Annotated in this window: 20 protein-coding genes; 15 read left to right on the top strand and 5 right to left on the bottom strand. The window is 70.0% G+C overall.

The genetic code is table 11. The features are described 5' to 3' along the window. The first annotated feature begins 104 nt into the window (after positions 1-104). Together GGQ91_RS16320 and GGQ91_RS16325 are read left to right on the top strand one after the other, a co-directional pair. A complete protein-coding gene (locus tag GGQ91_RS16320) occupies positions 105-3,326 on the top strand; it encodes an SEL1-like repeat protein (protein WP_179697819.1) in 3,222 nt (1,073 codons plus the stop codon). 136 nt (positions 3,327-3,462) lie between these two features. Next, positions 3,463-3,900 (top strand): DUF3429 domain-containing protein, encoded by a 438-nt coding sequence (locus GGQ91_RS16325; RefSeq protein ID WP_043346119.1) that lies wholly within the window; start codon positions 3,463-3,465, stop codon positions 3,898-3,900. Positions 3,901-3,938: 38 nt separating this feature from the next. Here the strand turns inward: GGQ91_RS16325 and GGQ91_RS16330 are convergent, their stop codons facing one another. Next, positions 3,939-4,169, bottom strand: a complete 231-nt coding sequence (locus tag GGQ91_RS16330; protein WP_182592427.1) for a hypothetical protein — start codon at positions 4,167-4,169, stop codon at positions 3,939-3,941. A gap of 150 nt (positions 4,170-4,319) precedes the next feature. Between GGQ91_RS16330 and GGQ91_RS16335 the strand changes: the two genes are divergently transcribed. The 3 genes from GGQ91_RS16335 (at position 4,320) to GGQ91_RS16345 (ending at position 6,017) form a co-directional block, all read left to right on the top strand. Further along, positions 4,320-5,048: an autoinducer binding domain-containing protein gene (locus tag GGQ91_RS16335; RefSeq protein WP_182592428.1), complete on the top strand. Its 729-nt coding sequence runs from the start codon at positions 4,320-4,322 to the stop codon at positions 5,046-5,048. Positions 5,049-5,211: 163 nt separating this feature from the next. Beyond that, positions 5,212-5,835 carry an acyl-homoserine-lactone synthase gene (locus GGQ91_RS16340; RefSeq protein WP_182592429.1) on the top strand — a complete coding sequence of 208 codons (624 nt, stop codon included), beginning with the start codon at positions 5,212-5,214 and terminating at the stop codon, positions 5,833-5,835. A gap of 2 nt (positions 5,836-5,837) precedes the next feature. Beyond that, a complete protein-coding gene (locus tag GGQ91_RS16345) occupies positions 5,838-6,017 on the top strand; it encodes a hypothetical protein (RefSeq protein ID WP_043380476.1) in 180 nt (59 codons plus the stop codon). Between the two features lie 73 nt (positions 6,018-6,090). Here the strand turns inward: GGQ91_RS16345 and GGQ91_RS16350 are convergent, their stop codons facing one another. Beyond that, positions 6,091-7,305, bottom strand: coding sequence for an NADP-dependent isocitrate dehydrogenase (locus GGQ91_RS16350; protein ID WP_043380473.1), 1,215 nt, complete (start codon positions 7,303-7,305; stop codon positions 6,091-6,093). A gap of 206 nt (positions 7,306-7,511) precedes the next feature. Here GGQ91_RS16350 and GGQ91_RS16355 point away from each other — a divergent pair, with 206 nt between their 5' ends. Then, on the top strand, positions 7,512-8,285 hold the full coding sequence (locus GGQ91_RS16355) for an RNA methyltransferase (protein WP_053608754.1): 774 nt from the start codon (positions 7,512-7,514) through the stop codon (positions 8,283-8,285). Here the strand turns inward: GGQ91_RS16355 and GGQ91_RS16360 are convergent, their stop codons facing one another. Next, the gene (locus GGQ91_RS16360) at positions 8,286-8,471 is read right to left on the bottom strand and encodes a hypothetical protein (protein ID WP_043346103.1); all 186 of its coding nucleotides are present in this window, start codon (positions 8,469-8,471) and stop codon (positions 8,286-8,288) included. It abuts the gene before it with no gap. 127 nt (positions 8,472-8,598) lie between these two features. On the opposite strand from GGQ91_RS16360, the gene ccmA reads away from it, so the two are divergent. The 6 genes from ccmA (at position 8,599) to GGQ91_RS16390 (ending at position 14,576) form a co-directional block, all read left to right on the top strand. After that, positions 8,599-9,237, top strand: a complete 639-nt coding sequence (ccmA, locus tag GGQ91_RS16365; RefSeq protein ID WP_182592430.1) for a heme ABC exporter ATP-binding protein CcmA — start codon at positions 8,599-8,601, stop codon at positions 9,235-9,237. Next, a complete protein-coding gene (gene ccmB / locus GGQ91_RS16370; protein WP_043380469.1) occupies positions 9,234-9,902 on the top strand; it encodes a heme exporter protein CcmB in 669 nt (222 codons plus the stop codon). Before ccmA ends, ccmB begins: the two co-directional genes overlap by 4 nt. Before the next feature lie 310 nt (positions 9,903-10,212). Further along, a complete protein-coding gene (gene rpsT / locus GGQ91_RS16375; protein ID WP_007561677.1) occupies positions 10,213-10,479 on the top strand; it encodes a 30S ribosomal protein S20 in 267 nt (88 codons plus the stop codon). Between the two features lie 489 nt (positions 10,480-10,968). Continuing rightward, complete coding sequence (gene dnaA / locus GGQ91_RS16380) at positions 10,969-12,465, top strand: chromosomal replication initiator protein DnaA (protein ID WP_043346098.1); 1,497 nt, start codon at positions 10,969-10,971, stop codon at positions 12,463-12,465. 266 nt (positions 12,466-12,731) lie between these two features. Further along, the gene (locus GGQ91_RS16385) at positions 12,732-13,940 is read left to right on the top strand and encodes an acetyl-CoA C-acetyltransferase (protein ID WP_053608756.1); all 1,209 of its coding nucleotides are present in this window, start codon (positions 12,732-12,734) and stop codon (positions 13,938-13,940) included. Positions 13,941-14,060: 120 nt separating this feature from the next. Beyond that, complete coding sequence (locus GGQ91_RS16390) at positions 14,061-14,576, top strand: hypothetical protein (protein ID WP_043346096.1); 516 nt, start codon at positions 14,061-14,063, stop codon at positions 14,574-14,576. Between the two features lie 31 nt (positions 14,577-14,607). Here the strand turns inward: GGQ91_RS16390 and GGQ91_RS16395 are convergent, their stop codons facing one another. Continuing rightward, positions 14,608-15,387: an EAL domain-containing protein gene (locus GGQ91_RS16395; RefSeq protein ID WP_182592431.1), complete on the bottom strand. Its 780-nt coding sequence runs from the start codon at positions 15,385-15,387 to the stop codon at positions 14,608-14,610. A gap of 113 nt (positions 15,388-15,500) precedes the next feature. Between GGQ91_RS16395 and GGQ91_RS16400 the strand changes: the two genes are divergently transcribed. Next, positions 15,501-17,702: a 3-hydroxyacyl-CoA dehydrogenase NAD-binding domain-containing protein gene (locus tag GGQ91_RS16400; protein ID WP_182592432.1), complete on the top strand. Its 2,202-nt coding sequence runs from the start codon at positions 15,501-15,503 to the stop codon at positions 17,700-17,702. Here GGQ91_RS16400 and GGQ91_RS16405 read toward each other — a convergent pair. Continuing rightward, positions 17,672-18,634, bottom strand: a complete 963-nt coding sequence (locus tag GGQ91_RS16405) for a LysR substrate-binding domain-containing protein (protein ID WP_236952807.1) — start codon at positions 18,632-18,634, stop codon at positions 17,672-17,674. The two genes, GGQ91_RS16400 and GGQ91_RS16405, sit on opposite strands and share 31 nt — an antisense overlap. Before the next feature lie 160 nt (positions 18,635-18,794). On the opposite strand from GGQ91_RS16405, the gene GGQ91_RS16410 reads away from it, so the two are divergent. Then, positions 18,795-19,703 carry an amino acid ABC transporter substrate-binding protein gene (locus GGQ91_RS16410; protein WP_085987610.1) on the top strand — a complete coding sequence of 303 codons (909 nt, stop codon included), beginning with the start codon at positions 18,795-18,797 and terminating at the stop codon, positions 19,701-19,703. A 19-nt stretch (positions 19,704-19,722) separates the two neighbouring features. Then, positions 19,723-20,784 carry a threonine aldolase family protein gene (locus GGQ91_RS16415; protein ID WP_182592433.1) on the top strand — a complete coding sequence of 354 codons (1,062 nt, stop codon included), beginning with the start codon at positions 19,723-19,725 and terminating at the stop codon, positions 20,782-20,784. Positions 20,785-20,786 lie beyond the last annotated feature (2 nt).

Here is a 20,786-nt window from a genome sequence, read left to right on the forward strand (position 1 = left end):
ATGGTCGCCTCGAACGATCCGACGCGTGTGTTCGTGGATACCGAATTCCGGTCCGCCCTGCGCAGAGGAAACGGACGCCGACCGCTGCCGACGACAGGCCACCGATGACCCGCAACGCGATGCCGCAGCTCGACAGTTTCGATCCCGAGGTGCTCGACGCGGCGCGCGACGTGGCGGCGCGGGCGGGCGTGCCGCTCGAGACCTGGATCGCCTCAGTGGTGCCGCAGCAGCAATCGGCCGCTCCGGGAAACCGGCGGCACCGGCGCCGCCACCGCGCCGAGCAGGTCGGTTCCGGTGCCGTCCGGCCCGATGCCGCGCCGGATCGATCCGCCCCGGCCGCTCCGGACGGCGAGAACCCGGAGCCCCGCGCCGACGCCTACGGCCAGGGCATCGCCGCCTTGATGGATCGCCTGGACGGGCTCGACCGGGCCCTCGACCATGAGCGGCGTGCCGCCCAGGAAGCGGAGGCGCGGCGCCTCGCGGAGATCGAAGCCCGCATCGAGCGGGCCCTCAAGGCGGCCCCTGTCCAGCAGGTGACCGAACGGCTCGGCGATATCGAGCGGCGCATGTCCCAGCTCGGCGAGCAGGTCGCCACCACGCGCCAGCCCGGCCGTCGCGCGCGCCCCGCCGCCGCGGACATCCGCAATGCGGTCCAGGACATCCGGCAACGGCAGCGCGAGCTCGCCGAGACCGCCGGGCCGGGGGCCGCGATGTCCGCGACCGATGGCGGCGTCGTCGCCAGCATGCGCATGGACCTCGCGCGCCGGCTGGAAGCCCGGATCGAGGAAGGTGTCGCCCCGTCGACCGCCCTGATCGAGCTTCAGGAGGAGACCACACGCCTGCGCGAGGCGATCAACCAGCTGGCGACGAGCCGGGATATCGGCGCCCTGGAGCAGGCTGTCATCACCCTGGCCAGCGGCATCGAGCGGGCCCAGGCCGGAACCGATCTCACCGCCATCGCGGTGCCCATCGAGCAGGTCCGGGCGCAGGTCGAGCGCCTCGCCGAAGAGGTGGCCGAGAACGTCCACAGCCGCGTCGCGGAGGATGTCCGCCGCCTGGCCGAGCGCCTCGATTCCGCGGCGGCGACCGGCGCGGCCGATCCGGATGGTCGAACCCTCGCCGGCCTGTTTGCCGAGCTTGAGGAGATTCGCCGGCAGATCGGTGCCCTGGCGGGTCCGGAGCGGATACAGGGTCTCGCGCAGAGCCTTCAGGCGCTGAGCGCGCAGATTGCGCAGTTGCAAAGCCTGAGCGCCGGTCCGGACCTGCGCCCGATCCTGGAGGAGATCCGCAGCGACGTGAAGATCGCCGCGCCGGCCGCGCTGGCGGAGCAGATCCAGGCGCTTGCGGAGAAGGTCGACCTCCTCTGCGCCCGGGACGATTGGTCCGAGCGGACCGGCGAAGCCGCCGCCCGTCCGGACGGGATGGCGTCGATCCACGCCATGCTGCGCAGCCTCGCCGACAAGGTCGATCAGGTCGGCGCCCGGGCTGAGCACGAAGGGCTCGACGCCCTGGAGCGGCAGGTCGTCTCTCTGGCGGGGCGCCTCGACGCGCCGCTGAGCGTCGATCCGGCGCTGGCCGGCCTCGAGCGCACCATGGGCGACCTGCTCCGGCAGGTGACGGCTCTCCGGGACTCCGCCCCGACCGAGGCCGTGGTGGAACGCGCCGCGCGCAATGCCGTGGCCCAGACCCTCCAGGGTTCCGGTCTCGGCACGGCCGAGTCCGGGGAGATCGGCCTCCTCCGCGCCAGCTTGGCCGATATGCAGGCCCGGCAGGTCGCGTCCGATCAGCGGCTCGGCGCAACCCTCGATGGCGTCCAATCGGCCCTTGAGCGCCTTCTCGTCCGGCTCGGCCCGGCCGAGTCCGTCCCGCCGCGGGTCCCGTCCCTCGACGAGCGCCTGATGTCGTCGACGAGCGCGGAGGCGACCCTCGCGCCCGTCGAGGCGCGCGCGAAGCCCCGGCGGGACGGCATCGAGGCTTCCCGCCTCGCCGACGACCTGCTCGAGCCCGGCAGCGGCCGTCCGCCGCGCGAGCCGCGCTCGCCCAGAGAGCCGTCGGCCCGCCGGCCGATGCAGGAGCGGATCGGCGACGCGGCCGCCGCGCGGATCGCGGCCGACGCCACCTCTGAGACCGACATCAAGACCAGCTTCATCGCCGCGGCGCGACGGGCCGCCCAGGCCGCGCAAGCGGAGCTGGTCGCGGAAGCGCCCGTGGAGCGCCGGGAGACCCGGGGCGAGCGGGCCGCGCTGCTGCCCAACGCGACGACGGGGCGGCTCGCGCGGCTGCGCGCCGAGATCGATCGCCGCCGCCGCCCGCTCCTGCTCGGGCTCGCCGCCATCGTGCTGGCGCTGGGCGCGCTCCAGGCGATCACCATGCGCAGCGCGGATGAGCCGCAAACGCCCGCCCCGGCGAGCCAGATCGCGCCGTCGCGCGGGGATGCCGCCGACGTCCAGAAGAAGGCTCCGGACGCCGCCAAGGAGACGCCGGACGCGAAGCCGGCCGTGGCCGATCCGACCACGACCCAGTCGCTGCCGAATCCCGCTCCCGCGGAGACGCACTCCACCGCCAAGCCGGCGGTGCCGCAGGTCTCCGGCATGAACGCTCTGCAGGCCGATCTCGGGAACCTGCCGCCGGCGCTGGCCAAGGTGAAGCTCGCCGCCCTCGAGGGCGACGGCACGGCCATCTGGGACCTCGCCACCCGGGAGGCCGACGGCCGCGGCATGCCGCGCGATCTGTCGGTCGCGGCGAAGCTCTACGAGAAGCTGGCCTCGGCCGGCTACGCCCCCGCCCAGTACAAGCTCGCCGGCCATTACGAGAAGGGGTCCGGCGTCGTCCGCGATCTCGACAAGGCGAAGCTCTGGTACGGCCGTGCCGCCGAGCAGGGTCATGCCCGCTCCATGCACAATCTGGCGGTGCTCTATGCGGAGAATCCGGTCGCCAACGGGAAGCCGGACTTCGCGTCCGCGGCCTCGTGGTTCCGCCAGGGAGCCGAATTCGGTGTCCGCGACAGCCAGTACAATCTCGGCGTTCTCTATGCCCGCGGCCTCGGCCTGACACAGGACCTGATTCAATCCTACGCGTGGTTCTCGGCTGCGGCGAGCCAGGGTGACGACGATGCCGGCAAGAAGCGCGACGACGTGGCCAACAAGCTGAGTCCCGCCGATCTCGCCAGCGCGAAGAGCCTCGCGGCCAACTTCAAGCCGCGAAAGATTGACGCGGCGGTGAACGAGCCGCCGGCGTCGAAGGCCCCCGCCAGCCCGCCGATGTCGCTGCTTGGGGCGCCTTTGCCCAGCGCGGTGCCGTCCACGGCCTCGCCCCGCCGGGGCTGACGGCTCTCCTGAAGCCGGCGCCGCAGCCGCGCCGACCTTGACCGCCGTGCCGCGATGCGGGAACGCTCCGGCGGGGCGGCATCGACCGCGGTCGGATCGCGCGGGTCGCCAACCCTTGCCGATGCCCGGAGGATGGATGGCGCACCGGAACTCTGTCCCGCTGAGCGCCATCGTCCTCGGCATTGCCGGCCTCATTCCCTTCCTGGGATTTGCGGCCCTCGCGGTCTCCGGTACCGATGGCGGCCTGAGCAGCATCGGCCTGTCGCCGCGCACCATCCTCTCGGCCTACGGTGCGGTGATCGCCTCGTTCCTGGGCGGGATCCGCTGGGGCGCGGCCGCGGCGCGCAATGCCGGCAACGGCGACTATCTCGTGGCCATCGTGCCGTCCCTGGTGGCCTGGGCGGCAATGGCGGCGCCCGCACCCTGGGATCTGCGGATCCTCGGCGCCCTGGTGCTCGCCTGGGGGCTGATCGATCAGGATCTGCCCCGCCGCGGCCTCGTTCCGCTCTGGCTCGGCCGGATGCGCCTCGTCCTTTCGGGGGTTGCCGGGGCCGCGCTCCTCGTGGCGGCATGAGGCCGGCGCGGAGACCGCGAGACGAGCGCCGCGCGCCGTCAGGCCTCGCGTGTCATCTCGCGCAGGAGCTTCAGGACCGCGTCGCGGCGTGCCGGTGACTTGATCGCCCGGAACAAGGCGGCGGCCTCGGCGGATTGCTCGTCAATCTGATCCTGCTCTGTCGCTGCGAGCCGATCGTTCTGCAGGAAATAGGTCGGGCAGACGTTCAGCGTGACTGCGATCCGTTCCAGAAGCCAGCGCGTCGTCGGCGGGGTCACGTCGTCTGTCATCCCGTTGAAACTCGCGTTCTGCCCGCTGGACCGATTCAAACGGCAGAGCTTTCCACCGCCACCCTAGCCTTTCAGCGTCGGCGATGCCATCCTCAGGTTGCGCTCGATGTATCATTTGTCGCAATGCGTGCACCAACGTTGAGATCGGGCATGCCGCATTCGAAGCACCTGGACAGGACCTTCAGCGTGTTGCGCGATCTGGAGCGGGCTGCGGCGCCCGACGAGATCGCGCGATTGCTGGTCGACGCCTTCACCCGCTACGGGGTGTCGTACGTGATGGCCGGGATCGTTCCGACGCCTGGCCTGCCGGCGCGGCGGCATGCCGGATTCGTCCTCACGAGCACCATGCCGGAGGGGTGGGCACGCCGGTACGTGACGCGGGGCTACGCGCTCCATGATCCCACGGTCCGGCGGCTCTGCACCAGCGCGACGCCCTTCGACTGGAGCACCGTGCCGCCGGACACGCCGATTGCGAGCCGCATCATGAACGAGGCCGGCGAATTCGGTATCCGCGCCGGCATCACGATCCCGTTCGTGACCCTCGATGGCGAGCCGGGCGGGATCAGCGTGTCCGGGGATCGGATCGAGATCGATCCGGCCGAGCGCGTTGCGGTCAATCTGGTGGCGACCTACGCGGTCGGCCAACTCCTGCTGATGAACAGCCGCCCTTCCGCGCAGGCGCCGGCGCGCCTCTCGCCGCGGGAGCGCGAGACCCTCCAATGGGCGGCCGAGGGCAAGACCGATGTCGAGATCGGTATGGTCATGGGCATCACGGCAGCCGGGGTCGACTACCATCTGCGCTCGGCGCGGGCGAAGCTCGATACCGTCAACCGCGCCCACACCGTGGCGCAGGCGCTGCGTGCCGGCCTGATCACGTAGGGCCGGCACGGTCGGCTCCGGAGCGCGCGCGAGCGCGACCCGCTCGGGCCCGGCAAGGTCTGGACCGGTGGGCCCTCACGCACGCAAACCCTACGGTTTCTCGTAGTACCCAGGTCTTCGCGAAACGAAGAAAACCCACGTCAATCCAACGTGAGGTTACTTCGTGATCCATATCGTCACCCCCGCCAACGCGCATCGCTACGCCGATGCGATGGAGCAGGCTTGGCGCCTGCGCCACGACATCTTCGTGGCAGAGAAAGGCTGGACCGAACTCGCCCGCCCGGATGGCCGGGAGATCGACCAGTTCGACACGCCGCATGCGGTCCACTTCCTCGCCATGGAGGGCGACGCCGTCATCGGCTACAGCCGGCTGCTGCCGACGACGCGCCCGCATCTTCTGTCCGATGTCCTGCCTCAGCTCTGCGAGGTCGAGCGGCCGGTCGGCCCGCAGATCTGGGAATGGACCCGCCAGGGCGTGGCGCGCTCGCACCGTTCGAAGGGCCGTGTGGTCAACCCGGTCTCGATCGCGCTGCTCACCGGCATCGTCGAATGGGGGCTCGCCCACGGAGTCAACAGCCTGCTGCTGCAGATGCCGACCCTCTACATGATCCACGTGATCCAGCTGCATTTCCGCCCGCAGCCCCTTGGCCTGCCGGTTCAGATCGCCGGCGAGGAGATCATGGCGGCCACCGCCCGGTTCGATGCCCGAACCCTCGCCAAGCTGCGCGCGGTCCGCGGCGACAGCAACTCGGTCCTGGTCTCCGAACCCGCTTACCTGGTGGCTTGAGGATGATGTTCGACAGCAAGGATGTGGCCCTGGACGCGCTCGCCGCACAGTGCCTGCGGGTGCGCGAACTCGTCGACACGGTCGGAGACCCGCTGATGCGGGCCGTCATCGACCTCCTGCTTCTCGAGGTCGCCCGGGCCCTGGCCGAGACCAGCCCGCAGGAGCGCGCAGGCGGGGCGTGAAGCGGTCGCCGGCGGACCGCCCATACGAAACGGCGGGCGTCCCGGAGGACGCCCGCCGCTCTTCGTCCGGAGTTCAGGCGCCCATCGCCGTCTTCAGGTTCTGGTCGACCTTGTCGAGGAAGCCGGTGGTCGAGAGCCACTTCTGATCGGGGCCGACCAGGAGCGCGAGGTCCTTGGTCATGTGACCCGCCTCGACCGTATCGACGCAGACCTTCTCCAGGGTCGCGGAGAACTTGGCGAGATCGTCGTTGCCGTCGAGCTTGGCCCGGTGCGACAGGCCGCGGGTCCAGGCGAAGATCGACGCGATCGAGTTGGTCGAGGTCTCGCGGCCCTTCTGGTGCTCGCGATAGTGGCGGGTGACGGTGCCGTGGGCGGCCTCGGCCTCCACGGTCTGGCCGTCCGGCGTCATCAGCACCGAGGTCATCAGGCCGAGGGAGCCGAAGCCCTGCGCGGCCGTATCGGACTGCACGTCGCCGTCGTAGTTCTTGCAGGCCCAGACGTAACCGCCCGACCACTTGAGGCACGAGGCGACCATGTCGTCGATCAGGCGGTGCTCGTAGGTGAGGCCGAGCGCCTTGAACTTCGCCTCGAACTCCTCCTCGTAGACCTTCTGGAACAGGTCCTTGAACCGGCCGTCATAGACCTTGAGAATGGTGTTCTTGGTCGAGAGGTAGACCGGGTACTTGCGCGCCAGGCCGTAGTTCATCGAAGCGCGGGCGAAGTCGATGATCGACTGGTCGAGGTTGTACATCGACATGGCGACGCCGGCGTCGGGGAACTTGAACACCTCCTTCTCGATGACCGTGCCGTCATCGCCCTCGAACTTGATGGTCAGGCGGCCCTTGCCGGGCACCTTGAAGTCGGTGGCACGGTACTGGTCGCCGTAGGCGTGGCGGCCGATCACGAAGGGCTGGGTCCAGCCGGGGACGAGGCGCGGCACGTTCTTGCAGATGATCGGCTCGCGGAAGATCACGCCGCCCAGGATGTTGCGGATCGTGCCGTTGGGCGACCGCCACATCTCCTTGAGGTTGAACTCCTTCACGCGGGCCTCGTCCGGCGTGATGGTGGCGCATTTCACGCCGACGCCGTGGCGCTTGATCGCCTCGGCGGCGTCGACCGTGACCTTGTCGTTGGTGGCGTCGCGGTGCTCGACGCCGAGGTCGTAGTATTCGAGATCGACATCGAGATAGGGGTGGATCAGCTTGTTCTTGATCTCGGCCCAGATGATCCGGGTCATCTCGTCGCCGTCGAGCTCGACGACGGGGTTCGCTACCTTGATCTTCGCCATGGACCGATGCCTTCCCGCGTTGTCCCCGCGCACGGCATGCAAGGGCCGTGCGGTCGTCGACCCGAGTGCCCTGTGGGGCGCCCCAGGCCGGAATCGCCCCGCGACATAGCGCGGGCCACCCGGCGACGGAAGGCGCGCACTGTCATCCGGCCGGCTTCGTCACCCGACCCTCGACGGCGCGGGGCTGCCCGTGTCAGACGGCCCGCATGACGAGCCGAGACGTGCCGGGCGACGCCCCGAGGAAGGTCACCGAACTCCCGCCGGGGATCGCCCCGGCCGTGATCCTGGTGGAGCCGCAGCTCGCCGAGAATATCGGCATGACGGCGCGCGCCATGGCGAATTTCGGCCTGTCGGAGCTGCGGCTCGTCAATCCGAAGAACGGCTGGCCCAAGAAGGGGGTGCGCGAGGCGGCCTCCGGTGCGACGCATGTCCTGGACCGGGCGACGATCTTCGGCAGCGTCGCCGAAGCCATCGCCGATTGCCGGTACGTGCTGGCGACCACGGCGCGGGAGCGCGGGCAGATGAAGCGGGTCTTCGCCCCCGAGGAGGCCATGGGCGAACTCGTGGCGCGGGAAGGCCAGCGGACCGCGGTGATGTTCGGCCGCGAGCGGGTCGGGCTCACCAACGACGAGGTGTCGCTCGCCGACGCGATCATCACCTTCCCGGTCTCACCGGATTTTCCGTCGCTCAACCTCGCGCAGGCGGTGCTGCTTGTCGGCTACACGTGGCGGCAGGCGAGCGGCCGGGCCCAACTGCCCTTCTCGGGCGAGCTGCTCTCGCCGCCGGCGACCCGCGAGGCGCTGGTCGCTCTGTTCGGAAGCCTCGAGGCCGCGCTCGACGCGGCGGGCTTCTATCCGCCGGAGAAGAAAGAGATCATCGCCCGCAACATGCGCGACATGCTCCATCGCATGAGCCTGACCGAGCAGGATGTGCGGACGTTTCGCGGTGCCCTGCGGGCCCTGACCCGCAAGGGAGCCTGATCAGCCGGAGGCCGACTTCATCTCCGGAGGCTTGCCGCCGCCGAAGCATCGGCCGACCGCCTCCCAGAACGCCGCCTGCTCCTCGGGGGTGCATTGCGCCATGCGCGCCTCGACCTTGGCGCGGCCGGCCACCGCATCGGGCGTCGCGGCCACCTCGGACTCGCTCGGGTTTCTCGCCTCGGCCATGGGCAATCCTCCGTTGCAGAACGAAAGCTCAGCTGGGCCGTGCGGTTCCGTTCCGCGGCGCAATCGGGCATGGAGTCGGCGGTTCGCGGAGCGGCTGCGCGGCAGCGGGACGAGGGCGGGGTATCGGGTGCGGCTCAGCGTGGACAATCTGGCCTGCCGCCGCTCCGGCCGCCGCATCTTCTCCAACCTGTCCTTCGCCGTCGGACCCGGCGATGCCCTGGCGATCACCGGGCGGAACGGCGCGGGCAAATCGAGCCTGCTCGCCATCCTGTCGGGCCGGTTGCGGGCCGATGCCGGGCGGATCGCCGTCGCCGAGGTCGGGGAAGCGAGCCTGCCCGAATGCCTGCACGCCGTCGGCCATCGCGACGGATTGAAGAGTGCCCTCACGGCGGGCGAGAACCTCCTGTTCGCGCAGCGGCTCCTGGGTGCGCCGCGCCTGGACCCGCGCGACGCGCTGGAGCGGCTCGGCCTCGGTCACGCCCACGATCTGCCGGTGGCCTATCTCTCCGCGGGACAGCGGCGGCGTGTGGCCCTGGCGCGGCTCCTCGTCTGCGCCCGGCCGCTCTGGCTCCTGGACGAGCCCACCGCAGCCCTCGATACGGCCTCGCAGGCGGTGCTCGCCGAACTGATGGAAGGACATCGAGCCGGGGGTGGCCTCGTGATCGCCGCCACCCACCAATCCCTCGGCCTCGCCGGCGCGGCGGAACTGCGCATCGAGGCTTCCGCCGCGGCGCCCTTGGCCGACGTCCCCGAGGATTGGGCATGATCCGCGCGGTCCTCGCCCTCATCGCCCGCGACCTGCGCCTCGCCGGCCGGGTCGGCGGCTCCGGTGCCCTGTCGCTGGTCTTCTTCCTGATGATCGTCGCCCTGGTGCCCTTCGCGCTCGGGCCGGACCTGAACCTGCTGTCGCGGATCGGTCCCGCGATCCTGTGGCTGGCCGCGGTGCTGTCGACCCTGATCGGCCTCGACCGCCTGTTCCAGGCCGACGAGGAGGACGGTTCCCTCGACCTGATGACCGCCGCGCCGGTGCCCCTCGAACTGGTGGTGCTCGCCAAGGTGACGGCCCATTGGCTGACCACCGGCCTGCCGCTCGCGCTCGCCGCGCCGCTGTTCGGCCTGCTGGTGGCCCTCGACGGTACCGCCATGGGCGCTTCCGCGCTGACGCTGCTCGCCGGCACGCCGGCTCTCAGCTTCATCGGCGCGGTGGGCGCCGCGCTCACGGCCTCGATCCGGCGGGGCGGACTGATCCTCGCCGTGCTGGTTCTGCCGCTGATGATCCCGACGCTGATCTTCGGCGTCTCGGCCGCCCAGGCGGCGAGCGGGGGGACGGTGCCGTTCCTCGTACCGCTGGCCGTGCTCGGGGCGCTGACGTTGATCGCTGCCGTGGTCGGAACGCTGGCGGCGGCGGCGGCGCTGCGTTGGCCTGAATAGCCGAAGCTCTCTTGCGCAAAGCGGCCAGCACTCATCGTTGCGCCAGCAGTGCCGGCTTCTTCGTTCCGATGTCTTCGGTCGGGCCGGTCGAATGCTGTCCGGGTCCTCGGCTGTGGCCGAAGCCGGCGACCGGATTTGGCTCCGGGCGCGTTGACGCGCGGCGCCCCCCTCACTATAGAAGCCGCTTCGCCGAGAGGCCGCGCTTTCGCGCGCTCTGCGTCTCGGCCATCGCCAGACAACCTGACGCGACGACCGATTTCCGGCCAAGCCGGCCCGTCGGCATCGCCCGACGAGAAACACGAGGACTTACATGGCCAACACCGCTTCGGCCAAGAAGATGACCCGCAAGATCGCCAAGCGCACGGCGATCAACCGCTCGCGCCGCTCGCGCATGCGGACCTTCGTCCGCAAGGTCGAGGAGGCCATCGCCACCGGCAACCAGCAGGACGCGCTCGCCGCCCTCCGCGCTGCCGAGCCCGAGATGATGCGCGCCGCCCAGCACGGCATCGTTCACAAGAACAACGCCTCGCGGAAGGTCTCGCGCCTCGCCGCCCGTGTGAAGGCGCTGGCCGCCTAACACCCACGCACCACCGAGACGGTTTCAAGCCCGGCCTTCGCGCCGGGCTTTTTCGTGCGCGCTGTCCGGGCGCGATGGCTCGATGCCGGCTGCGTGCGCCCGCCGAAACCGTTAACCCTATCCAAGAATCAACGCGATTGCAGAGTCCGGAAACGGCGTGTAGCTTAACAGAAACTGACACCGGGCAAGCAAAACACGACGATTTCGGGACTCAAGCGAATCAATCTGATTCGCCAAGACTCTAGCGCCCGTGTTCAGCCGTGCCGGGAACACTTCCGAATGGGAATCCACGCCGTCCCCACAAGTCCCACTGTTAAAGGAACCGTAGGTAATTGTTGATAGGCTCTCCCAATCGGCAAAAGTTCCTCGCGGTGGGGTTGACTCCGTCCAGGGGACTCTGTCCCGCCGGTTCTTGCGGGACGCTGAGGGCGTAAATCGTGCGTACGCGCGGACTGCGGACTTCCGCGGGTCGCGTCGGGAGAGCCAGTGATGCGTGTCGACGGAACGGTGGCGAGTGACGACGACGGGGGCCGCAGCGGCGGCGGCACTGTGGATTACGGGTCTGCCTGGGCCCGGGTGAAGCGTCGGCTGCGGGCCGAACTCGGCGAGGATGTGTTCGCGAGCTGGTTCGCCCGCCTTGAGCTGGAGGCCGTCGCCGGCGGAACGGCCCGGCTGACCGTCCCGACCCGCTTCCTCAAGAGCTGGATCGAGTCGCACTACCTCGACCGCGTCCTGAACACGTTCAAGGCCGAGGTCGAGGAGATCGCGCGGATCGAGGTCGGCGTCCGCGGCACCGGGGCCCCGGCCCGTCCTGTCGCCGCCGGCGTCGCCAAGCCGGGCCCGGCCAGCGGTCCGCTCGCCCGCCTTCACGCCACGAGCGCGCCGATCCCGATCGCCGCCGTTGCGCCCGCAGCCGAGGCGCGCAATGCCGACGCCGGAGGCGACCTCAGCGGCACGCCCCTCGACGCGCGGCTGACCTTCGCGAGCTTCGTGATCGGGCGCTCCAATGCCCTGGCACATGCCGCCGCCGAGCGGGTCGCCAACCACCAGGGGGAGGGCGCCCTCTACAATCCGCTCTATCTCCATGCCGGCGTCGGGCTGGGCAAGACGCACCTGCTGCACGGCATCGGCCACGCCGCCCGCGAGGCCGGCCGCCGGGTGATCTACCTGACCGCCGACCGGTTCATGTACGGCTTCGTCAATGCCCTGAAGACCCAGTCGGCGCTCGCCTACAAGGAGCGCCTGCGGGGCATCGACCTTCTGATCCTCGACGACGTCCAGTTCATCCAGGGCAAGTCGATCCAGGCCGAGTTCGGCCACACGATCAACGCGCTCATCGATGCCGGCCGCCAGGTCGTGGTCGCGTCCGACCGGCCGCCGACCGAGCTTGAGGCTCTGGACGAGCGCGTGCGCTCGCGCCTGGGCGGCGGCCTCGTCGTCGAGATCACCGCCCTCGACGAAGCCCTGCGGGTCTCGATCCTGTCGGCGCGGCTTTCCGCGGTCCGGGCCGCACATCCGGGCTTCGACGTCTCGCCCCAGGTGGCAACCTACGTGGCCCGGGCGATCACCGCCAACGGCCGCGACCTCGAAGGTGCGGTGAACCGCCTGCTGGCCCACGCGACGCTCACCGGCACCGCCGTGACGATGGAAACCGCCGAGAGCGCGATCCGCGACCTCGTGAAGAATCGCGAGCCGAAGCGCATCAAGATCGAGGACATCCAGAAGCTGGTCGCCTCGCGCTACAACGTCTCACGGTCCGACATCCTGTCGGAACGGCGCACCGCCGCGGTGGTGAAGCCGCGTCAGATCGCCATGTATCTGTCGAAGGTCCTGACCCTGCGCTCCCTGCCGGAGATCGGCCGCCGCTTCGGTGGCCGCGACCACACCACGGTGCTGCACGCCGTGCGCAAGATCGAGAAGCAGATCGGCGAAGACGCGGTGCTCGGCGATGAAGTCGAGCTCCTGAAGCGGATGCTTCAGGACTAGTCGAACCTGCATGACGTCCCGGACGGACCTGCTCTCGACCGAGCAGATTCGCTCCGGATCGGCCGCGGGACGGTCCCCGGTGGCCTGATCGGGAAGGCGTCCGGACCAGCAGCGCCCCATCAGACCCCGATGCCACGCGCCCTCTGCCGGTCCCTCCCTCCAGGACTGGCCGGGGGCGCGCGCCCCGTGGCAGACTGGCGCGAATGGAGACGGCCCTGTAAGGCCGCGTCGTCGACCGGCGACAATCAACGCCCCGGGGAGTGCTGATGACGGACGCCTTCATCTACGACCACGTTCGCACGCCGCGCGGTCGCGGCAAGGCGGACGGCGCCCTCCACGAAGTGACCGCGCTCCGGCTGGCCGAGACGGCGCTGCGCGCCCTCAAGGTCCGCAACGGGCTCGACACGGCCCTCGTCGACGACGTGATCCTGGGCTGCGTCGATCCGGTCGGGGAGGCGGGCGGCGACATCGCCCGGGCCGCGGCCCTGGTGGCCGATTACGGCGCGCATGTTCCGGGTGTGCAGATCAACCGTTTCTGCGCCTCGGGCCTCGACGCGGTGAACTTCGCCGCCGCACAGGTCATGAGCGGTCAGCACGAGATGGCGGTGGGCGGCGGCGTGGAATCGATGAGCCGCATCGGCATCGGCGCCTCGGGCGGCGCCTGGCCGGTGGATCCGGCGATCGCCATCAAGTCCTATTTCATGCCGCAGGGAATCTCGGCCGACCTGATCGCCACCAAGTACGGCTTCACCCGCGACGCGTGCGACGCCTACGCGGTCCGCTCGCAGGCGCGCGCGGCGAAGTCCTGGGAAGACGGCCTGTTCGACCGGTCCGTCGTTCCGGTCCGCGACGTGAACGGCATCACCCTGCTCGACCGCGACGAACATATGCGCCCGGGCACCGACATGCAGTCGCTGGCCGCCCTGAAGGCATCGTTCGTGCAGATGGGCCAGATGGGCGGCTTCGACGCCGTGGCGACGGACGCGCATCCGGACGTGGAGAGCGTGGATCACGTCCATCATGCCGGCAATTCCTCCGGCATCGTCGACGGTGCGGCCGCCGTGCTGATCGGCTCCCGGGCGGCCGGCGAGGCCGCGGGCCTGCGCCCGCGCGGCCGGATCCGGGCCTTCGCCAATATCGGCTCGGACCCGGCCCTGATGCTCACCGGGCCGGTGGATGTCACCCGCAAGATCCTGGCGAGGACGGGCCTGAGCCTGTCGGATATCGACCTGTTCGAGGTCAACGAGGCTTTCGCGGCGGTGGTCCTGCGCTTCTGCCAAGCCTTCGACCTCGATCCGGAGGCCGTCAACGTGAACGGCGGCGCCATCGCCCTCGGCCACCCTCTGGGCGCCACCGGTGCGATGATCTTCGGCACGGCCCTCGACGAGCTGGAGCGGACCGGCAAGGAGCGGGCGCTGATCACCCTGTGCATCGGCGCCGGCATGGGAACCGCCACCATCATCGAGCGGGTGTGAGCCATCGCGTGCACGGGAGCGGCGTGCCGCCGCTCCCCAAAGTCCGGGAACGCTGCTAGAGGCGCGGTCGACGCTCGGCCCGTCTCTGGGCCGGACGATAAAACAACGGGAGACAAGCCCTTGAACCGCCTGTTTGCGACGCTCTGTCTGGGCGTCACCCTGAGCCTGCCGGTCGCTGCGCGCGCCGATGATGCGGCGGACCGCGTGGCCGCGGCCACCACCCTCGTCAACAAGACCCTGATCAAGAACCTTCAGACCGGGTTCAACGTCGCCCTCGAGAAGACCGTGGCGGCAATGCCGGAGGCGCGCGCCGAGGCCGTGCGCAAGGAACTCCTGACCGAGTTCGACAAGCAGCGCGCCCTCATGGTCGAGGGGCTGTCGAAGGACTACGCCGAGAAATTCAGCCTCACCGAACTGAAGCATCTCGATGAGATCTACTCGGACCCGACATACCTCAAGTTCCAGACGATGAACGCCGATCCGAACTCCTCGGTGACCGCGATCTCGCAGAACTCCGTCACCAAGCTGCTGAACATGCTGGCGGTGGCCGCGGCGACCGACAACACACCCAAGCCCGGCGCGGCGCCGATGCCGCCCGTGCCGCCGGCCGCGGCGCCCGCTCCGGCTCCGAAATAGCCGATGGGAGGCCGCGCGCGTGAGGCCGATCTCAGGCGGCGCGCGCGGCTGTCACGGGCGCGAAGCCCGCGACCGGGGGGAGCGCTTTCAGAAGGGGCTTGGCGAAGTGGTAGCCTTGCACGAGCGTGATCCCGATACTGCGCAGGGCAGAGAGTTCGGCAGCGGTCTCGACGCCCTCGGCGAGCACCGTCACGCCGAGGGCGCGGGCGATGCCGACCACACCCGACACGATGGCGTACCGTCCGGCGTCGCCGTCGAGGCCGCGCAGAACGTCCATGTCGATCTTGATCAGATCGGGACGGAAGTTGGCGAGCAGGCTCAGCCCCGCGAAGCCGGCGCCGAAATCGTCGAGGGCCGTCAGGAATCCCTGCTTCCGATAGGCGGCGACGATGTCCTTCACGTGCCCGATGTCCCGGAAGCGTTCCTGCTCGGTGAACTCGAACATGATGCGTTGATGGGCGAAATCGATGCGTCGCGCGGCCTCCAGCGAGGCGCGGATGCAGGCATTCGGCTCATAGACCGCGTTCGGCATGAAGTTGATCGAGAGACGCGTGGTGCTGTCGCGGGGAAACAGCGCCCCGGCGAGCTCGATCGCCTTGACGCGGGCGGCCTGATCGAACTGGTATCGCGTTTCGTCGGTCACCTGGTCGAGGATCGTATAGGCGGATTCCCCGTTCGGGCCGCGCACCAGCGCCTCGTAGGCCCAGACGGAGTCGTCTGCGAGATCGAGGATCGGCTGGAACGCCATCGTGAACTCGAAGTCGAGCGTGGTGCCGGCGCGACAGGCGCGGCAGCCGGAGTCCTTCGTCATGTGCAGCTTTCGGTTCTTCTCGCCGACGCCGCCACCATGAGCGTCGGCGCTCAACACAACCTTAATGCAAGCTCGCCGGTGGATCATTGGCGCAACCCAGGGAGGACGGCACCGTGACGCTGACCGATTTCCGCTTCGAGACCGATGCCGACGGCATCGCCCTGGCGACCTGGGATATGCCCGGCCGCTCGATGAACGTGATCACCGAGGGGGTGATGGACCAGCTCGAGCAGATCATCGAGCGGGTTGCCTCCGATCCGGCCCTGAAGGGCTGCGTCATCGCCACCGGCAAGGACAATTTTTCCGGCGGTGCCGACCTCACCATGCTCCAGGGCCTCGGCCGGGCCTACGAGCAGCTCAAGGCCGAGCAGGGCGAAGAGGTGGCGATGCGCCACTTCTTCGAAGCGTCTCGGCGCCTGTCGCTGCTGTTCCGGCGGCTGGAGACGTGCGGGAAGCCCTTCGCGGCGGCGATCCAGGGCCTGTGCCTGGGCGGCGCCTTCGAGCTGGCTTTGTCCTGCCATTACCGGATCGCCTCCGATGACGGGAAGACCCGGGTCGGCCTGCCGGAGATCAAGGTCGGCCTGTTCCCGGGCGGCGGCGGCACGCAGCGCGTCGCCCGCCTGATGCAGACCGGCGACGCCCTCCAGATGCTGTTCAAGGGCGAGCAGATCCGCGCGCCCATGGCCAAGGGCATGGGGCTGATCCACGCGGTGGCGCCCCAGGCCGAGATCGTCGAGCGCGCCAAGGCCTGGATCCGTGAGGGCGGCTCGGCGGTGGCGCCCTGGGATGTGGCGAAGTTCAAGGCCCCGTCCGGAAAGGTCTACTCCCCCGCCGGCATGATGATCTGGCCGCCGGCCAACGCCATCTACCGCCGCGAGACCCACGACAATTACCCGGCCGCCAAGGCGATCCTGGCCTCCGTCTACGAGGGCCTGCAGCTGCCGATGGACCTCGCCCTGCGGGTCGAGAGCCGATACTTCGCCCACATCCTGCGCTCCACCGAGGCGGCGGCGATGATCCGCACGCTGTTCATCTCCATGGGCGAGCTGAACAAGGGCGCGCGGCGACCGAAGGACGTGCCGGCCGCCAACCTGCGCCGGGTCGGCGTGATCGGGGCCGGCTTCATGGGCGCGGGCGTGGCCTACGTCACCGCGCAGGCGGGCCTCGAGGTGGTGCTCGTCGACCAGTCGGTCGAGGCCGCCGAGAAGGGCAAGGCCTACGCCCACACCCTCATCACCGGCCAGATCAACAAGGGCCGCGCCAAGACCGCCGATCGCGACGCGCTTCTCGGCCGCATCCAGGCCACGGCCGATTACGGCGCGCTCGCCGATTGCGACCTCGTGATCGAGGCGGTGTTCGAGGATCCGCAGGTGAAGGCCGAGGTGATCCAGAAGGTCGAGGCGGTGATCCGCCCCGACGCGATCTTCGCCTCCAACACCTCGACCCTGCCGATCACCGGGCTGGCCAGGACCTCGCAGCGGCCGGCGCAATTCGTCGGCATCCACTTCTTCTCCCCCGTGGAGAAGATGATGCTCGTCGAGATCATCAAGGGCGAGGCGACCGGGGATGCGGCGCTCGCCGCGGCCCTCGATTACGTGCGCCTGATCAAGAAGACCCCGATCGTCGTGAACGATGCCCGCGGCTTCTTCGCCAACCGCTGCGTCGGCGCCTACATCCTCGAAGGGCACAAGATGCTCGCCGAGGGCGTTCCGCCGGCCATGATCGAGAGCGCCGGCCGCCAGGCGGGCATGCCGGTCGGGCCGCTGTCGCTCAACGACGAGGTCGCCCTCGACCTCGTGCTCAAGATCGCCAAGGCCACCGAGGCGCAGGTGGGGCAGGGCGCCGTGGACCCGGCGCAGAAGGCGATCCTGTCCGAGATGGTCGAGAAGCTGGGCCGGCTCGGTCGCAAGAACCGCAAGGGCTTCTACGACTACCCCGAAGGCGCGCCCAAGCGTCTCTGGCCCGGCCTGAAGGACCTGCAGCCGAACCGCCTCGACCCGGACGCCGTCGACTTCACCGAGCTGAAGCAGCGGCTTCTGGTGGTGCAGGCGCTGGAGGCCGCACGCACCGTCGGCGAGGGCGTGGTCACCGACCCGCGCGAGGCCGATGTCGGCTCGATCCTCGGGTTCGGCTTCGCGCCGTTCACCGGAGGGGCCTTGTCGTACATCGACTTCATGGGTGCGGCGGCCTTTGTCGACCTCGCGCGGACGCTCGAGGCCAAGCACGGCCCCCGGTTCCGGGCACCCGATAACCTGACAGCGATGGCCGCGCGCGGCGGCACCTTCTACGCGGGCGCCGAGAAGCGCGCCGCCTGAGACGGAGGTGCCGGACGCCCGATCGCGGCGTCCGGCAGCTGAGCGAGTTCTTCCAGCAGCACCGCCCGCGCGCAGGCGCCGAAAGCCCGCATCAGCCGTCCACGGGCATGGTCGGGCGGGAACAGCAGGGCGAAATGCACCGGGAGGGCGGGGGCGAAGGGACGGATCGCGATCGGCGAGATCTTCGCCTCCTCGTAGGCGGCCAGCGGGTTCATCACGCTGACCCCGAGCCCGGCCGAGACGAGGGTGCAGATCGATGCACCGAGGCCGGCCTCGGCGGTGATGGTCAGGGTAATCCCGGCCGCTGCGAAGATCGCCTCGGTCCGGTTGCGCAGGGCGCTCCCGAGCGAGGAGGCGACGAAGGGTACGCCGAAAAAATCCGCAGGGGTTAGAAGAGCCTGCGCGGCAAGGGGATGGTCCTGCGGCAGGACGGCGACGCAGGCACGCGTCTCGACATGTTCGCGATGCGCGTCCGGGGCGTCGCCGTACAGCATCGTCAGCGCGGCGTCGCAAAAGCCGGTGGCGAGCCAGTGGTTCACGGTCTCGTCGTCGCCGGAATGGATCGCCACGATCACGTCCGGATGCGCGGCGCGGAAGCGCACGACCGCCCGCGCCAGGAGCCCGCCCGCCAGCCGCGGCATCGCGGCCACCCGCAACCGCTCCGCCCCGAAGGCGCGGATCCGTGCGGCCGCGGATTCCAGGCTGGTCAGCCCCACGAAGGCGCGCTCGACCTCCGCGTGAAACCGCGTGCCGTCGAGGGACGGCACGACCCGGCTCCCGCTCCGATCGAACAGGGGCAGGCCCGTGATCGCCTCCAGCTGGGCGATCAGCCGGCTCACCTGCGGCTGCGAGGTGTGGAGCCGGCGGCTCGCCTCGGTCATGGACCCGGTGGCCACAACGGCCCGGAAGGCCTCGATGTGCCGGAAGGTCATGCGCCGCTCGGCCATATCAGATCCGTATGCTCGGCAGGTGAATCGGCATTGGACGCCCGCGCGCGGCCGCTCCTAGGATCGGACGGCAAAGCTTCGGGCCGGTTCCCTGGCGGACGGCCCGGCGCTGAACCGGTTCAGACATAGCGAGGGGGTTCGGATCGTGTCGAGGACGCTGCCGCTTCTGTTGGCCACTCTGTGCTGGGCCGGGCTCGCCGCGCCGTCGGCCGCGGAGGGGCGCCTCGACAAGATCCGCACGACCGGACAGATCAGCCTCGGCTTCCCGGACGCGTCGCCGCCCTTCGGCTTCCTCGACCAGAACGCCAAGCCGGTGGGCTATTCGCTGGAGATATGCGAGCACGTCGCGCAGAAGCTCAAGGCCGCCCTCGGCCTGCCGAAGCTCGAGGTGCGCCACGTGCCGGTGATGTCGGCGACCCGGATCCCGCTGATCAACAACGGCACGATCGACCTGGAATGCGGCACCGCCAGCAATCTGCCCGAGCGGCACAAGCTGGTCTCCTTCGCGCCGACCACCTTCGTGGCGCAGGTGGTGCTGGTGGCCAAGAAGGATACGCCGGTGGATGTGGACGACATCGCCTCGTTCCGCGGCAAGGCCATCTCGGCGCAGGCCGGCGGCGAGACCCAGCGCGTCGCCACCCGGATCAACGTCCGCGACAAGCTCGACATCCAGGTGATGCCGGCCAAGGACACCGCGGAGGTGTTCCTGCTCCTCGAGACCGGCCGCGCGGCGGGCGCAATCAACGACGACGCCCTGGCCCACGCCACGGTGGCCGGCGCCAAGCGGCCGGCGGATTACAAGATCGGCACCAAGGGCCTGGAATTCGCGCCCTACGGGATCCTGGAGCCGAAGGACGACCCGGCCTTCAAGGCGGCCGTCGACAAGGCGGTGATCGAGCTCATTCAGGACGGCACCGTTGCACGCCTCTACGGCAGGTATTTCGAGCAGCCGATCCCGCCGAAGGGTATAAACCTGGAGTTGCCGATGAGCGACGTGCTCAAGCGGGCCCTGGCTCACCCGACCGATTCCGGCGACGAGGCCGCGTACCGATAGGGCGGCCGGCGAGTCCGAGATGCAAGACGATCTGACCCATACGGCGGACGCGCCGTCCGTCGTCGACCTGCGGAGCGACACCGTCACGCGGCCGACCGAGGCGATGTACGCGCGGATGCGGACGGCACCGCTGGGCGATGACGGCCTCGACGCCGACCCGACCGCCTGCGCGCTGGAGGAGACCGCCGCCGCCATGCTCGGCAAGGCGGCCGGCCTGTTCGTGCCGAGCTGCACGATGGGCAATCTGCTGGCGATCCTCGCCCAGGTCCAGCGCAGCGAGCAGATCCTGCTCGAAGCCCAGGCCCACATGCTCAACACCGAGCGCGGCGCCGCGACCCTGACCGGTGCCTTCCTGTACGGGGTCGCCGGCACGGACGGCGCCATGGACCTCGACCGGCTGGAGGACGCCCTCAGCCCGAATGCCAGCCCGCTCCGGACGGCCATGATCGCGCTGGAGACCTCGCACAACGCCGCCGGGGGCACCGTGCTGCCGCCGGCCCATATGGCGGCGGTCGCAAATCTCGCCCGGGCGCGCGGCATCCCGGTCCATCTCGATGGGGCGCGCCTGTTCAATGCGGCGACGCATCTCGGCGTCGCGCCGGCGGATCTCGCCGCGCATGTCGACACGGTGTCGCTGTGCCTGTCCAAGGGCCTGAGCGCCCCGGTCGGCGCCGTGCTGGCCGGCGACGGGCCGGTCATCGCGGCGGCGCGGCGCCTGCGGAAGATGATCGGCGGGACGCAGCGGCAGGTGGGGATCATGGCCGCGGCCGGCCTCGAGGCGATCACCGTCATGGGTGCGCGCCTCGCCGAGGATCACGACCGAGCCCGGCAGCTGAGCGAGGGGCTGAACGCCCTGCGGCCGCGCCTCTCGGCGACCATGCCGCAGACCAACATCGTGCAGGTCGATCTCGGCCGGACCGGGCGGGATAGCGCGCGCTGGATCACGGATCTCGACGCGCTCGGGATTCGCACGCGCCCCCTCGGCGGGCAGCGGCTTCGGCTCGTCACGCACCGCCACATCGCGGCGGCCGATATCGACCGCGCCGTGGCGGCCTTCCGCACCTGCCTCGACGGGGCTTGAGC

The sequence above is a fragment of the Methylobacterium fujisawaense genome, assembly GCF_014138435.1.
Classification (GTDB): Bacteria; Pseudomonadota; Alphaproteobacteria; order Rhizobiales; family Beijerinckiaceae; genus Methylobacterium; species Methylobacterium fujisawaense.